Source organism: Methanoregula sp. (assembly GCF_049686655.1).
GTDB lineage: Archaea > Halobacteriota > Methanomicrobia > Methanomicrobiales > Methanospirillaceae > Methanoregula.
Map to the genome: position 1 here is coordinate 13,895 of NZ_JBAVIG010000071.1, position 14,215 is coordinate 28,109.

20 protein-coding genes are annotated in these 14,215 nt (G+C 55.3%); 9 read left to right on the forward strand and 11 right to left on the reverse strand.

All coding sequences use genetic code 11. The annotated features are described in order from the left end of the window. Positions 1–17: 17 nt before the first annotated feature. The 6 genes from WBL42_RS10500 to WBL42_RS10525 all read left to right on the forward strand — a co-directional run bounded on the left by WBL42_RS10500 (position 18) and on the right by WBL42_RS10525 (position 5,027). Positions 18–926 (forward strand): ADP-ribosylglycohydrolase family protein, encoded by a 909-nt coding sequence (locus WBL42_RS10500; RefSeq protein ID WP_424721221.1) that lies wholly within the window; start codon positions 18–20, stop codon positions 924–926. 95 nt (positions 927–1,021) lie between these two features. Then, positions 1,022–2,008 carry an N-acetyl-gamma-glutamyl-phosphate reductase gene (argC, locus tag WBL42_RS10505; RefSeq protein ID WP_424721222.1) on the forward strand — a complete coding sequence of 329 codons (987 nt, stop codon included), beginning with the start codon at positions 1,022–1,024 and terminating at the stop codon, positions 2,006–2,008. 10 nt (positions 2,009–2,018) lie between these two features. After that, a complete protein-coding gene (locus WBL42_RS10510) occupies positions 2,019–2,516 on the forward strand; it encodes a CBS domain-containing protein (protein WP_424721223.1) in 498 nt (165 codons plus the stop codon). Beyond that, the gene (gene argJ, locus WBL42_RS10515; RefSeq protein ID WP_424721224.1) at positions 2,517–3,674 is read left to right on the forward strand and encodes a bifunctional ornithine acetyltransferase/N-acetylglutamate synthase; all 1,158 of its coding nucleotides are present in this window, start codon (positions 2,517–2,519) and stop codon (positions 3,672–3,674) included. Next, a complete protein-coding gene (argB, locus tag WBL42_RS10520) occupies positions 3,674–4,546 on the forward strand; it encodes an acetylglutamate kinase (protein ID WP_424721242.1) in 873 nt (290 codons plus the stop codon). The genes argJ and argB overlap by 1 nt, the downstream gene beginning before the upstream one ends. 82 nt (positions 4,547–4,628) lie before the next feature. Further along, positions 4,629–5,027 carry a thioredoxin domain-containing protein gene (locus WBL42_RS10525; RefSeq protein WP_424721225.1) on the forward strand — a complete coding sequence of 133 codons (399 nt, stop codon included), beginning with the start codon at positions 4,629–4,631 and terminating at the stop codon, positions 5,025–5,027. A gap of 44 nt (positions 5,028–5,071) precedes the next feature. Here WBL42_RS10525 and WBL42_RS10530 read toward each other — a convergent pair whose 3' ends face one another. Further along, complete coding sequence (locus WBL42_RS10530) at positions 5,072–5,218, reverse strand: hypothetical protein (RefSeq protein WP_424721226.1); 147 nt, start codon at positions 5,216–5,218, stop codon at positions 5,072–5,074. A 30-nt stretch (positions 5,219–5,248) separates the two neighbouring features. Between WBL42_RS10530 and WBL42_RS10535 the strand changes: the two genes are divergently transcribed. Then, on the forward strand, positions 5,249–6,109 hold the full coding sequence (locus WBL42_RS10535) for a cytochrome c biogenesis CcdA family protein (protein WP_424721227.1): 861 nt from the start codon (positions 5,249–5,251) through the stop codon (positions 6,107–6,109). A 45-nt stretch (positions 6,110–6,154) separates the two neighbouring features. Here the strand turns inward: WBL42_RS10535 and WBL42_RS10540 are convergent, their stop codons facing one another. Further along, the gene (locus WBL42_RS10540; RefSeq protein ID WP_424721228.1) at positions 6,155–6,439 is read right to left on the reverse strand and encodes a chorismate mutase; all 285 of its coding nucleotides are present in this window, start codon (positions 6,437–6,439) and stop codon (positions 6,155–6,157) included. Between the two features lie 95 nt (positions 6,440–6,534). Between WBL42_RS10540 and WBL42_RS10545 the strand changes: the two genes are divergently transcribed. Beyond that, positions 6,535–7,191 carry a peptidase M50 gene (locus tag WBL42_RS10545; RefSeq protein WP_424721229.1) on the forward strand — a complete coding sequence of 219 codons (657 nt, stop codon included), beginning with the start codon at positions 6,535–6,537 and terminating at the stop codon, positions 7,189–7,191. Positions 7,192–7,253: 62 nt separating this feature from the next. On the opposite strand, the gene WBL42_RS10550 is transcribed toward WBL42_RS10545, so the two are convergent. The 7 genes from WBL42_RS10550 to WBL42_RS10580 form a co-directional block, all read right to left on the reverse strand. After that, positions 7,254–7,859, reverse strand: a complete 606-nt coding sequence (locus WBL42_RS10550) for a flavodoxin family protein (RefSeq protein ID WP_424721230.1) — start codon at positions 7,857–7,859, stop codon at positions 7,254–7,256. A gap of 7 nt (positions 7,860–7,866) precedes the next feature. Continuing rightward, positions 7,867–8,481, reverse strand: a complete 615-nt coding sequence (locus tag WBL42_RS10555; protein ID WP_424721231.1) for a flavodoxin family protein — start codon at positions 8,479–8,481, stop codon at positions 7,867–7,869. Between the two features lie 86 nt (positions 8,482–8,567). Continuing rightward, positions 8,568–9,260: a DUF5591 domain-containing protein gene (locus tag WBL42_RS10560; protein WP_424721232.1), complete on the reverse strand. Its 693-nt coding sequence runs from the start codon at positions 9,258–9,260 to the stop codon at positions 8,568–8,570. A gap of 332 nt (positions 9,261–9,592) precedes the next feature. Further along, positions 9,593–10,237, reverse strand: a complete 645-nt coding sequence (locus tag WBL42_RS10565) for a peroxiredoxin (RefSeq protein WP_424721233.1) — start codon at positions 10,235–10,237, stop codon at positions 9,593–9,595. 13 nt (positions 10,238–10,250) lie between these two features. Continuing rightward, entirely contained in the window at positions 10,251–10,664 is a 414-nt protein-coding gene (locus WBL42_RS10570) for a carboxymuconolactone decarboxylase family protein (RefSeq protein ID WP_424721234.1), read from the reverse strand. Positions 10,665–10,671: 7 nt separating this feature from the next. Next, on the reverse strand, positions 10,672–10,797 hold the full coding sequence (locus WBL42_RS10575; RefSeq protein ID WP_424027878.1) for a desulfoferrodoxin FeS4 iron-binding domain-containing protein: 126 nt from the start codon (positions 10,795–10,797) through the stop codon (positions 10,672–10,674). Between the two features lie 129 nt (positions 10,798–10,926). After that, complete coding sequence (locus tag WBL42_RS10580; protein WP_424721235.1) at positions 10,927–11,166, reverse strand: zinc ribbon-containing protein; 240 nt, start codon at positions 11,164–11,166, stop codon at positions 10,927–10,929. Between the two features lie 167 nt (positions 11,167–11,333). Between WBL42_RS10580 and WBL42_RS10585 the strand changes: the two genes are divergently transcribed. After that, positions 11,334–11,927, forward strand: a complete 594-nt coding sequence (locus WBL42_RS10585) for a flavodoxin family protein (protein ID WP_424721236.1) — start codon at positions 11,334–11,336, stop codon at positions 11,925–11,927. 34 nt (positions 11,928–11,961) lie between these two features. On the opposite strand, the gene WBL42_RS10590 is transcribed toward WBL42_RS10585, so the two are convergent. Together WBL42_RS10590 and WBL42_RS10595 are read right to left on the reverse strand one after the other, a co-directional pair. After that, a complete protein-coding gene (locus WBL42_RS10590; protein WP_424721237.1) occupies positions 11,962–12,591 on the reverse strand; it encodes a hypothetical protein in 630 nt (209 codons plus the stop codon). Next, positions 12,588–14,215 (reverse strand): PEGA domain-containing protein (locus tag WBL42_RS10595; RefSeq protein WP_424721238.1); only part of this gene is annotated, 1,628 nt, incomplete at its 5' end. The genes WBL42_RS10590 and WBL42_RS10595, both read right to left, overlap by 4 nt.

The window sequence follows — 14,215 nt, forward strand, 5'->3', positions numbered from 1 at the left end:
TTTTCAATATAAGATCGATGCTCAAGAAATTCAAGGGGTGCCTGCTGGGTGCGGCGATTGGCGACGCGCTGGGTATGCCCAATGAGAGTACCTCTCCCAACCTGAATAAGATGAAATACGGGTACCGCCGCCCGTACAAGGGGCATCCCAACGAGGGCCTGAACCCGGGGCAATATACCGATGATACCCAGATGATGATTCTCGCGGGGACTCTTCTTGCCGATGGCAAATACAATGAGGACCGCTATGGGACAGCGCTCCGGGAGCTCTATGCCCGCGGGGCAATGCGGTTTCCGGATGGATCGATATCAGCGGCCTGCGAGCATATGATGAAGAACGCCACAGGCCAGAAAGGAGTCAAATCCACGACATCGGGTTGTCTTCCTCTTGCCGCGCCATTCGCTCTTGCATTTCCCGATATGAACGAAGCCTGTGAGCGTGCGGTCCGGGCTGCAAATGTCACCCATACCCACCCGGCGGCTCATGCGGCCGTCTCCACGTTTGTCACCCTTCTCTACCACTCGCTTCATGAGACTCCCGATGCCATAGAACGCGCTGTGCAGAAAGCTCTTGTGGAAGATGAAGTGCTGGGGGGAAAAATCCGGAATGCGCTCGCCCTTGAGAAAGAGGGCATGGAAACGGAAACTGCCCTCCTCAAGATAGGCAACGACGTGTCAGTCTTCCAGACCCTGCCCATCGCATTCTTCCTGATCAGCCGTTATACCCACCCGCCCGATCTTCTCACGGTGTCTGCAAATACGGGGGGCAATACCGATACAATTGCGTTTCTCTGCGGTGCCTATCTCGGGGCCGCCCGGGGCATGGACGCACTCCCGCAGGATCTGCTCGACGGCCTTGAAGACCGGGACCGGATCGAATTGCTTGGCCAGCGGCTCTACAATGTCTGTTGCCGCAAACTCGAGTAAATACGGCCCCGAATTACAATACGCTTTTTAAAACATCCCTGCCGCAGGAAAAGAGTCTTAAAAAGCATTAAATTTTTACAACCGGATATGAGTGTATGAAAATTGCGATTATCGGGGCCTCCGGTTATGCCGGGGGCGAGCTGATTCGCCTCCTCGTTCACCACTCAGCTGCAAAGGTGACCTGTGCCACATCGCGCTCCCTCGCCGGCACCCCTCTCGACCAGATCCATCCCCATCTCAAGGGATTCACCGATCTCCGGTTCGAGAACCCTGCCATCGATGATATCGATGCTGACGTTGCCTTCCTCGCGGTTCCCCATACAGCGGCAATGACCTATGCGGGAAAACTCCTCTCCCGCGGTATAAAAGTGGTCGACCTGAGCGCGGACTACCGTCTGCCCAAAGAGGTTTTCGAGAAAGTATACGGCGTCCCCCATACCGACTATTTCCCCGCCCCTTATGGCATCCCGGAGCTTCACCGCAAGGACTGCATAAATGCCAGGTTTGTGGCAAACCCCGGCTGTTTCCCGACCGGGGCAACCCTTGCCGCGGCCCCTCTGGCAGGATATGCCCACACGGTTATATTCGACTCCAAGACCGGTGTCAGCGGAGCGGGTGACAACCCCTCTGCGACTACGCATTACCCGAATGTGGGTGATAATGTCGGACCGTATAAGTGGACGAGCCATCGCCATCTTGCCGAGATGAAGCAGGAGCTCGCGTTCCTTGGGTCAAAGGCGAAATGCTACTTCACTCCCCATCTCGTCCCGGTCAATCGTGGCATCCTGACCACCGCACACATCCTGCTCAACGAACCGCTGGAACAGAAAGAAGTGGAGAAAATCTACACAGACTTCTACAAAGGAGAATACTTCGTCCGCTACCAGAAACCCTCGCTCGCCGCAGTCCGCGGGAGCAACTTCTGCGACCTGATGGTGGAGAGCGAAGGCCTCCGGGTGGTAGCAGTTTCTGCAATAGACAACCTTGTCAAAGGTGCCAGCGGGCAGGCCATCCAGAACATGAACCTGATGTGCGGGTATCCCGAGAAGGATGGCCTCGCCGGAGCCGGGATGCTTCCCTGAGGAGTGGTCAATGATGCTTGTAAAAGATGCAATGACAAAAGATCCGGTGGTCTGCACGGCAACCACCCCCCTCCGGGATGTAGTTGCTCTCTTCCGGAAGAACCACATCGGTGGTCTGCCGGTCATGGAAGGAAAAGAACTCGTCGGCATGGTCACGGAGTCCGATCTTATTTCCCTGCTCAGGACAGAGCGGATCTCGGACGATCTCTGGCTCCCGTCCCCGTTTGAGATCATCGAGGTTCCTGTCCGCGAATTTATCAACTGGGAAAAGACAAAGGAGGCGCTGACAAATATCGGCGACATGCCGGTGAAAAAAGTGATGACCCACCGGGTGATTACAGCAACAGAAGAGATGACTGTCGAAGCCGCTGCTGCACTCATGCTCAAGGAAGGAATCTCACGCCTGCCGGTCCTCAAAGGCAAAAATGTTACAGGAATCATTACCCGGGCGGATATCATCAATGCCGTAGGTGCAACCTACGCCGGTGACGGGGAAGCTGGTGCATAGATGACATTCAAAAGTATCTGTGCCATAGATGGCGTAAAAACCTGGGGAATGAAGGAAGGCAAGTTCGGTCTTGCCCTGATTGAGGCCCACGGTACCGCAGCCGGCGTCTTCACCCGGAACCTGGCCCGGGCGGCACCCGTTGAACTGATGCGCAAACAGATCAAGGCCGGCAAGCTCGAAGCAGTTATCGTGAACAGCGGCTGCGCGAATGCCTACACGGGAAAGCGGGGATATGACGATGCGGTCACCATGACCGGGTACGCAGGGTCGGCCCTCGGCATAAAGCCCAGGCATGTCGGTGTAGCAAGCACCGGTGTCATCGGGCGGTATCTAGACCTGCCGCTCATAAAACGCCAGTGCGAGACCGTGGCCCCGAAGATCGACCGCACACCTGAAGCAGAGATCCTTGCCGCCAAAGCGATCATGACCACGGACACGTTCCCCAAACATGCCCTCGTGGAGAATGAAACGTTCCGTATCGGTGGTATCTCAAAGGGCAGCGGCATGATCGCCCCGAACATGGGCACCATGCTCGCATTCATCTACACCGATGCCGAAATTGGCGCAAAACCCCTGGCGGACGCAATGAAGCAGGCTTCCCGCCGGTCTTTCAACCGGGTCGTAGTTGACGGTGATACCAGTACCAATGACATTGCCCTTTGCACTGCAACCGGTACTGCGGGAAAAGTGAAGCACGCAGAATTCACCGCAGCACTCGGGGAATGCTGCCGGTCCCTTGCAGAGCAGATTGCTACTGATGGTGAAGGGGCGACCAAACTGATCGAAGTGCTGGTCAGGGGTGCAAAGAAAGAAGACGATGCGGCAAAGGTGGCCCGCACGATTATTGAATCCCCGCTTGTGAAGACGGCAGTATACGGCGAAGACCCCAACTGGGGCCGTATCGTGGCGGCAGCGGGCCGGGCCGGGGTTAAGTTCGATCCAAATTCGGTCTCCCTGTGGATCAGCGATGGCAAAAAGGAACACCCGCTCGTGAAGTCCGGTGAGATCATTGCCGATCTGGATGCGGCCAAGAAGGCGATGGCCGGTAAAAAAGTGATCTTCATCCTCGACCTTGCAACCGGCAAAGAAGAAGCGACTGCCTGGGGGTGCGATCTCACCGAGCGCTACGTGGAGATCAACGGGAGGTACACCACATGATGAAGCGGGAGGATGTCCTGATGGAGGCGCTGCCGTACATCCAGCAGTTTCACGGCAAGACCATCGTGATCAAACTTGGCGGCCATGCAATGGTAGACCCTGAGGTTCTGGAAAACGCGATCCGGGATGCAGTGCTCCTCTATTACGTCGGCATACGGGTGGTGCTGGTTCATGGCGGCGGCCCGGAGATCAGCGAGAAGATGAAGCAGATGGGCAAGGAATCGGTCTTTGTCGGGGGACTGCGGGTGACTGATGAAGAGACCCTCGAGATCGCCCAGATGGTGCTTGTCGGGAAGATCAACAAGGGCATTGTCTCCCTGATCGCCAAGTGCGGCGCCCGGGGCGTCGGCCTCTCCGGTAGCGATGGAAACCTGATCCTCGCAAAGAAGATGGATCTCCAGAAGGTCGAGATCGGAGGAGTGGAGAAGGAAGTGGACCTTGGGCATGTGGGGGAGATTGAATGGATTGATCCCGCGATCCTCAATACCCTCCTCGACAAGAACTACATCCCGGTTGTTTCCCCGATCGCAATCGACAAGCACGGGGGCAGCCTGAACATCAACGCCGATACCGCGGCCGGGGACATCGCCATCGCTCTCCATGCATACAAACTGGTAAACATGACCGATGTTGATGGTGTCATGGATAAGGATCGCACCAGGGTCTTCCGGAAACTGACCATCCGCGAAGCGAACGATCTGCTGAAATCAGGAGCGATTGGTGAGGGGATGATCCCTAAAGTCATGTCAGTGACAAAGGCCGTTGAGAACGGCGTCAGCTATGCCCATATCATCAATGGCAACATCGAGCACAACCTCATCCTTGAGCTCTTCACTCACGATGGTGTCGGGACGATGATCTCCCTTACCTGACTTTTTTCCCCGTTGCCAGCTTTGCCTTCATAGGCATTTTATTAAATCATCAGTTTTCAAAATAACTACCAGGTTTCTCTCTATGGATAAGATCATCAAGGTTGTTGCCGGCCTGGTCGTTGTTGTTGTCATTGCCTGCCTCGCAATTTTCCTCGCGGGCTCCCCGCAGCAGGCAAGCCCGTCCACCTCCGCCACCACGATCTATTATTTCTGGGGTGACGGGTGCCCGCACTGCAAAGATATCAAACCGTTCATGGACAACATCACGCAGAAATATCCGGATGCCAATATCCAGGTCCTCGAAGTCTGGAAAAACCAGACTAACCAGAAAATCTACGCTCAGGTAAATGCTGCCGCCGGACTAGCCACACCACCCGGCGTGCCTGAAGTGGTTCTCGGCAAGACCGTACTCGTGGGAGAAAAGGATATCCCCGACAAGCTTGAGGCGCTGGTCCAGGATTACCTCAAAAAAAAACAGTAAATAATACCGCCTCACCTCTTCCCTCACCGGGAAATACCACGCCGTTAAACCTCACTTCTTCGAACGTCACCATCAGCGCCGTCTATTTTTATGGCGACGGGTGCGAACACTGCGAACATCTGAAACCCGTTATTGCAGATCTTCAGGAGCGGTATCCGGAACTCCGCCTTGAATCCCTGGAAGTCTACCATAATTCCAGCAACCAGCAGAGGTTCATTGAGATGAACAACCAGTATGCCACGGGAAATTCCGGTATCCCGGTCGTGTTTATCGGGGGTACGGCGCTCGTTGGGGAAGACCAGATCCGGGAGCATTTTGAAGAAGAGATCCGTGCAGAACAGCAGCGGCTTGCCGGGAATAACACCCCATCCCCTGCCATTTCACAGACCGGTTACTCCCTCATGGGGCTCTCCCTGTCGCCCGGTCTTGTCATCTTCTCCGCCCTGGCCGACAGCGCAAATCCCTGTGCATTGTCGGTCCTGATCTTCCTCCTGATCTCTATGGCCGCGGCAGAGAACCGGAAGCGCCTCCTTCTCATCGGCGGCACGTACGTGACCGCAGTCTTCCTCTTCCATCTCATCACGGGAATCGGGCTCTTCTCCGTGGTCTCCCTGTCAGGTCTCTCAAAAATCTTCTCCCTCCTGGGAGGAGCCGCTGCCCTCGTCCTTGGCCTGATCACGATCGCTGATGTGGCACGGAACCGGGAGCACTATCTCCTTTCCATCCCGGAAGCAGGAAAAGGGCTCATTGGCCGGTATATCCGTCAGGCCTCTCTCCCCGCTGCCTTTGTCCTCGGTATCCTCGCCGGGTTGTTCGGGTTCTCCTGCACCGGTGGGATTTACATAAGCATCCTGGGCCTCATGGGCCAGAACCTGAGCCTTGCGGAAGGGTTCCCGTACCTGATCCTGTATAATCTCGTCTTTGTCCTGCCCCTCGTGTTCGTGACGCTCCTTGTGGCCTATGGGATTCCCCCGGAGCGGGCAGAGCAGTGGAGAAGCGATAACCGGCGGATCCTCCGGCTGGCCATCGGCCTTATTATGATCGCCCTTGGCGCAGTGATCTTCCTTGGATGGCTTGGATAAAGCCACTATTTTACCGGAATGAATTTCGAACGAATTAAAAAAATATTACGGCAGATTCTCCTCATCGGTAAATTCCTTCTGTCGCTCTTCACTCATAGCAATAAGGATCTCAAAGACCTTCTGGACCGCGACAGGATTGATCTTCCTTTCGACCGCCTGGTCAAAGACCGATGACAGGACTTCTGCGGTTCTCTTCTCATCGTGGATGGCGATCCCGTTTTTGGTCTTGATATGCGCCACCCGGTCTGCCAGCTCCTGCCGCTCTGCAATCAGCCGGATGATCCCGGCGTCCACCCGGGAGATCTCGGAGCGCACCTGTTCAAGGGACATATCATGTACATTCCCGGGCATTTGCATAAACGTAATCCTTACGAGCAGGAACGCCCAACCTATGAGGCAGAACATCATCTCTGGTGAATGATCACATGCTCGAACGAATTACCCGGCGCGAAGAAGCCGACCTGTTTGTGGCCTGGATGGCCATCGCAATCTCCTTTACCATCATCAAGATCGCTCCCTACGGAATAACCGGGCCGGTCTCGCGCATTGACCCCGTGATCGTGCTGCTCTATTTCGGGATCTCCTTAATCACGGTCGGGATCGGGTTCATCCTCCACGAGATGGCCCACAAGTTTACCGCGATCCGGTACGGGTACTGGGCAGAGTTCCGTAAAGACAATATCATGCTCATGATCGCAGTCGTGATGGCTGCGCTCGTCGGTTTTGTGTTTGCTGCGCCCGGAGCGACCGTCATCTACTCCAATACCGGTGACGGGCGGATCATGACCCGCGAGCAGAACGGGATTATATCAGCGGCAGGCCCGGCCCTCAACCTTTTCCTCTGTGTCCTCTTTGCTATCGTATTCTTCAGTGCCGGTGGTGTCGTTGCTTTAGAAACCGGCAGCATTCTTGCAATACTCGGCCTTGCTGGGATCCAGATCAACTCGATGATAGCTGCTTTCAATCTCATACCCATCAGTGTCCTTGATGGCCGAAAGGTGTTTGCCTGGAATATTCCCGTTTTTCTGGTACTGGCAGTAGCAGCCTTCGGAACACTTTATGTCTCGTTCACAATACACTGAACGCTGCCCACTCACTTTTTTTGCCGGTCCTGTATCCGGGGTCCCATCTCTGCCTGGACGTTTCACCGGGCCTTTAATTTCTCAATGACCCTGACCACTTCGATCCCCTTGGCATAGGCTGCCTTGAGCGCAGTCGGGTGGTTCTTGATCCCCTTGAATTCGTCCATGCTGTTTGCGATGATATTGTCGTAGTACTCAAAGCCCGTACCATTGAAGATCGCTGTTATCGCAGGAAATGCCCCGTCGAACACGTGATCCCAGTTCTGCCCGGCGGTCGAGATGAAGAGCCCCTTATGGCGCCGGATATGGTCGTCAGAAAAATACAGGGTTTTCAATATGAATTTCCGGGCCCAAAGATACTGCCCGCGATCGATGAGCCCTTTGAGCTCAGCCGTGATCCCCATCGTATAGATCGGGGAGGCCACGGCAATACAGTCAACGGCAAGGATCTTCTCGAAAAGGGCGATCGCGTCGTCTTTTACAACACACTCCCCGGTTTTATGGCAGGCATTGCACCCCCGGCAAGGCGTGTAGGTGAGATCCTTGAGCACTACCTTCTCAACGGACGCTCCTGCCGATCGTGTCCCGTCGAGGAAACTGTCGAGCAGGGTCTCAGTGTTCCCGTGCCGGTGCGGGCTTCCTGATATTCCAAGGACCGTAACGACCATGGCGACCTCAGGCAGCGAGCCGTCTCTTCAGTTCGGCAATCACGGTCTTCCCGAGCCGGGTGGCATCGGCCTTTGCGGTCGGGTGCTGCTCGATCGCCCCTTTCTCGTCCACATGGTTGATCATCAGGTAACTGATATCGCCATCCCTGATATCGATCACATGATAGAAACACTTGACCGATGGGATGGCTGCATCAAAGACGTGGCTCCAGTCCTGGCCGGCGCTTGCAAGGAAGACGCCGAGCCGTTTTCCCTTTCGTTCCGGTGGGACTACGGGAAGTTTGAGGACATATTTCCGGGACCGGAATACCTGTGCCCGGTCGATCAATGCCTTGGGGAGGGCGGCGATCCCCATACAGTATATGGGGGAGGAGAGGAGGATGCAGTCAGCTTCGATGATCTTATCGTGCCAGATGTCCATTCCGTCGCGCTGGATACACATATTGAGTTTCTCGCAGGCATTGCACCCCCGGCAGATATTGATATTTGCCTCGGTAAGCGGGACTTTCTGGACGGAGACATCAGGGTCTTCTGCCATTGATGCCAGTACCCAGTCGAGCAGCGTCTCCGAGTTCCCGTTCCGGCGCGGGCTTCCGGCAAACGCGAGGACCTTGATCGTCATTACACTGTTCTATGTCATCCTCGTTGAAAAATAATTGGATTCTGGATATCCGGGGCGGGTCTCTTTCAGAGCGAAGGCAGGGCCCACTATGGATCCGTTCCGGTATGCGGTCCAATCCGCACGTGCTGGCGTTGCCGGCCCGAGTCGTAATGGGCATTCCGGAACCGGATCAGTTCGTTGCAGAACTCGCCCAGGTACTCATCCATGGAGAGACTCCCCTCCTCAAAGACACAGTCTCCTTCCTCCACAATCTTGTTGATCATGTCCCGTGTGGGGAGGATCAGGTCGATTGGGACACCGGCCTTTTCCGAACCCCGGACCAGCGCCTCCCGGAAGAGCCCGATGCAGTACCCGATACGGTATGTGTAGGTATGCCGGGTCTTTTCGAGATACCCGGCGACACGATCTGTCTCGATGCGGAGGAAGTCATCGAGGACTTTTTGGTCTTTGCACTTCCCGAGCATGTACTTGTAATGGGCGTACGGGTACATCTCCTCGAGTTCTGCCGGGACGATTCCGCATGTGCCGAAGATAACGACATGGTACTGTGGTTCGTCGAATACCTGTCCGATGATCATCCTGATCAGCTGGTGGCTCGGGCTCGCGCTGTAGGGTTTCCTGATCGCACAGGGCATGAAAATGGCAATATCTTTCGGGGTCACATCGTATTCGTCGATAATGTACCGGTACGACTGCTCAAACTCCGGAAGGTAAAACGGGGGGTCGGTGAGGATCGGCCGTGAGCCTGGTTTCCTGTCTTCCGGTCCAGTGTCCGCCATCGTCTTCCATATCAGATCGTCCCGGGATCAAATGAACCAACCGTCCGGATTAAGGCCCGAGTCAATGTCAGGATTGTGTAAAGTGTTGATACTATTGCTCTGTAGAAAACCTCATAATCGCTGACGCTCTTTTGGGCTTTGCCCCCGCCGCTATGGCATCCCCCAGTTGCGATGACGATGTTTTACCTGCCATTTGACTCGGGTCATCGCACTGCGCCCCGTTCCCGCGGGGGACTGGTGGCGCAGAGGGGGGGCATCGTCTCATCGAAAAAAAATGATTTCTACAGAGCAGATACTATTGAAAAAGAGTTTCCGGTATGGACTTACCGGACTTATATTTTCTTGAAACAGAGGTACCAGTCCTTGCACTCGTACCCCTCGGTCGGCCGCTTCTCCATCTCGGCCGCGGTCTTGGGCGCAGGTATGACTACCTTGTCCCCCGGCTGCCAGTTGGCCGGTGTCGAAACCTTGAACTTGTCCGTGGTCTGGAGGGCCTTGACGAGCCTGATGATCTCCGGCATGAACCTTCCGTTCTGCAGGGGATAGTAGATCATCGCCCGCATGATTCCCTTGTCGTCGATGAAGAAGACACAGCGGACCGCGGCAGTCGAGCTCTGGCCCGGGTGGATCATTCCGTACTTGTGGGCGACCTTCATGGTCAGGTCAGCGATGATCGGGAACGGGATCTGGACACCCATCTTCTCTTTGATATCATGCACCCATGCAAGGTGGGCAGAGATGCTGTCTACCGAGAGCCCGAGCAGCTGGACGTTCAGGCTTTTGAGTTCCTCATAGATCGAGGCGAATGCCAGGAATTCGGTGGTGCAGACCGGCGTGAAATCAGCCGGGTGGGAGAAGAGTACCACCCACTTCCCTTTCAGTCCCGAAAGGGTGATTGGGCCCTGGGTGGTCTCCGCCTCAAAGTCCGGTGCCGGCTCTCCCAGCACCGGAAATGAGATACATCCTTCAATGTCCATCGCAGGTGCCCCCTTACTTCTTCATCACTTCGTCGAGCTGGGCCTTCCCGTAAACGTACGCCGGCATGCCCGAGAGGAGGAAAGTGACGCGGAGCGCCTCTTCCACCTCTGCCTTGGTAACACCAAGGTTTGCAGCCCCCATAAGCTGGGCCCGGACTGCGTGCTGGTCCCGGAGGGCGGCAGCGATCGCGATCGCGATCAGCTTCTTGGTCTTCTTCGAGATCTTACCGTCGTCCCAGATATGCTGCTCGAACTTCATTACAAGTTCGAACATTTCAGGCTCGTTCGTGGTCAGTTCCTTGAAGAATTTCGGTACTTTGCCGATCTTCTTCTCAAGTTCACTGAGGCTCTTCTTCGTTGCAGCTGCCTTTGAAGGTGCAGATGCTTTCCTGGTTACAGGTGTTTTCTTTGTTACCGTTTTTGCCATTTTCTGTTCACTCCACAAGTTGCATGGGTTCCCCGCAGCAGATCAGTTCTCCGCCGCCGGCTTCTTTCACGATCACAACATTTCCGCAGATCTCGCACTTGAAGACCTGCCCTTCCTTCGATACATTAACCATTGGGAGCTCTTCTCCATATCCTGATATTCCTGGAGCTGAACGCCGGATGATCGTGCGTTCACGGGCTGCCCGTGGTGTTCAACACCAGTAGTCACAATGACGGTACGGTGCCTCTAAAAAAATAAGGAGTTACTGGAAGCTCTTACCGCGTTTCGGCGGGTTCTTGGCATCTTCCGGGGTCTTGACATCCGGCCGGATATGGGTCATCGGGAAACACTGGTATTCGGCACAGGAGCAGGCCGGGCACTTCCTGAGGTCCTGCTCGCTCTTGTCGAGCGTAAGTTCTTTTCCGCAGTCGATACACACGTATTTGCCCGGGCCCACTTTCTGCCCAGCACTGTAGGTCTTCTGTTCGGTCAGATGTATCACCAGAACTCACATTCACGTCAAAGATATATATGGATTGTGTTCGTGCACCAACGGGAAACGCCGTCTTTTCTCGGCAGGCCGGGCTGTGGGAAGTCATGACAAAATCCGTTTTTTTTGCATACGCTTTTCTGCACAACTATTATCGCCCGTGTCCTTCCAGTTGTATTATGGCAGGCAGGGTCATCGGGATCCTCGGCAGCCCGCTGGCTGACGGGAATACGGCACGCCTCCTTGACGAGGCGATCAGGGGTGCGGAGGATGCCGGTTGTACAGTTGAGAAGATATCGGTTACCGGTCTCAGTTTCGAGGCATGCCAGGAGATGATGTTCTGTAAGGATCATGATACCTGCATCATGGATGATGACATGCAGCAGCTGTACCCGAAGATCAGGGAAGCGGACGCATTCATCATCGCAACTCCCGTGATGTGCATGGGGATTCCCGGGAAGCTCAAGTCCTTCATGGACCGCTGCCAGATCTTTTTCATGGCGAAGTACCTGCGCAAAGACTCTCTCGTTGCCCCGGAGAAAAGAGGTTCAAGGACCGCTCTGTTCATCTGCATCTCCGGCATGAATATTCCCGAAGTGTTCGTTGGCCCGAAACTCACGGTACGGGCATTCCTGGATATCATCGATTGCCGTTTCGGGGACGAGCTGCTGGTGAGCGATATGGATACGATCCGGGATCTCACCACACAGCCCGGTTTTCTCAAGGCGGCCTATACAAAAGGGTTTGCGCTCGGGAAGACAGGCAACCCCTGATCCATAAGGGCCTGTCCTTCACAATCTGACGGGTTTATTTTTTCCGGAACATGACGATGATCATCATTATGACCAGGGTAATGAACCCGCAACCTATCACCAGGTAGGCAAGAGTGTCCCCCGAAGGAAGTTGGATTTCGGGGATCTGGAGCCGGAATCCGGGGGATGGATTCACCCCCGGATCATCCGGGTAGGTAGCCCGGAACCTGCCGATGGCACTGGAAAAATTCACGGTTTTGAGCAGGCTGCCGGTCCTTTTATCCGTAAGATCGAGGGTCATCTGGTCTGCATAATATGGCATGACGAGCGTGAAATCCGCGGTATCAGAATAGTTGACTGCACCTGTAATGGACAGGTTCGTGCTGTTGTCGCTGATAACGACACCATCACCCAGCTGGTATCTCGGGTCCGAGAGGTCGAACTCGTTGATAACCTTCCCCTCGGATGTTTTAAGGATTCCATGGATGTCCCCGGTCTGGAACCCGAGGCTCGGGGGATGGCCGTACTGCATCTCAACCGATTGCTCGTTCACCGTCCCGTTGCTGATGTTGAGATGAAGGATGAGCACCTTGGAATAATCCTCCGTGGGATATGCACCGCAAACCGGTCCTACGAGCAAGAGGCATATGAGGAGGCATCCGATAACAAGGCTGCGGAGCTTCACGCCTTTTTCACACCCCCGATGTTATTGAAGATATAATCTATCCTTGTTGTCTCGGCCTCGCCAAACTTACCGAAATACGAATACACACCGACACCCATGATGTTCGGCTCCGGGTCATATTCCCAGAATTGTTTCGAGCAGCTCGCACTTCCGGGTGACAGTGCAGGCCCGGTAATCTGTTTGCACGTAGAGGTATTCCAGCTGGTTGCAGCCTTGCTGCAGGCAGCACCGGTGCTCCAGACATTGGGAAACGGGTCATCCTCGGTATAATAGGTATCCCCGCAGTACGCATCGATGAGCCCGAAGATCGCGTGGCCGCTCTCGTGAAGGATGAGCTTGCCCCCGTCCGCCGGGACTTTGACCCACGAGTGTGTCCCCAGCCCCAGCCCGCTCGCGCAACCATCCGGCTGGCACGTCCCGGAATACAGCCCGGTGTACGTCGGGTATACGATGATAACAACATCCGCAAAAGGGGCGTTCTCCCAGAAATGATCCGGGAGCGTTCCGGCACACCCGTCAAACGCATCGGCGAAGTTGTCCTTGTCCCAGTAGTAATAGAAATTGAACCGGTCCTTGTAATCTGACGGGAGCCCGATCTGTCCTGAAGTATACTGGTCGAGGCTCAGGTAATTGTCAGAAATAAGGTTGCTTACATCCTGCTGGAATGACGTCCGGTTTGCAGTATAGGTATCGGTGGCTACTTTTTCCTGGTTCGTGCAGTCATACTGCGTTTTCGATGCTACAAAGACGACATCGATCTTTCCCTCAGGAGGTCCGTTAACGATAACCGGGATGACCTTTGAGGGGCTTAAGAAAACCGTGAGGTTCTGGTCCCCCTCGATATTCACGGTTTTCGTTGTCTCTGCAAATCCATCCCTGGTCACGCGGATCGAATGTCCCCCTTCGCTGACGTGCTGAAGAAGAATATTTCCCTCGCTCTCGGATGTCAGACCCGCGGCACTGCCATCAAGATAGACCAGCGCATCCGTGGCTATCTCCCCGGTATCCGCCTCCCTGACCGTTACCCTGAGGTCACCGGGCCCGGTTTCGGCAGTCTGCGTGGGTGCCAGTAATCCCGGGGTTTCCCGGCCGGTCCCGATCAGCATAATTACCGGCCCATGTCCGGCAGGTGCGCCAGTACCGGAACCCGTGATCGCATAGTTGTCCCCGGCCACGGCGATCCCGGATACCGCAAGGCCATCCGGTGAAGGATAGCTTCTGCTGGATAGTATGGCACCGGTATCGTCAAGTACCGTAAGGAGAACTTCTCCTCCGGTCTGGTTGTTCCCATCCCCTCCCGTCGAAAAGGCAATCACGCCGGACCCGCCAGCCGATGTTGTGAACGCCGTACCGTCTGCCCCCCCGGGGACCGGAATAACTGTCCTTCCCAGTTCGTTCCCGCGGGAATCAGTACGGATTACCCCCAGAGTGCAATTGGTGGCTGTGTCCGAAGGGTTGCAACTGAGCGTTGCTACAGTAAATCCACCATCTGCCATCCTGGAAAGGCCGATGCCACGGTCATATCCCTCCCCCCCGAACGTGGTGAACCACCCTTCATCGCCATGGGCATTGAGTTGTACCAGGAAGGTTTCATTGCCCCCGGTACCGTAACTGTCCGTAGTGC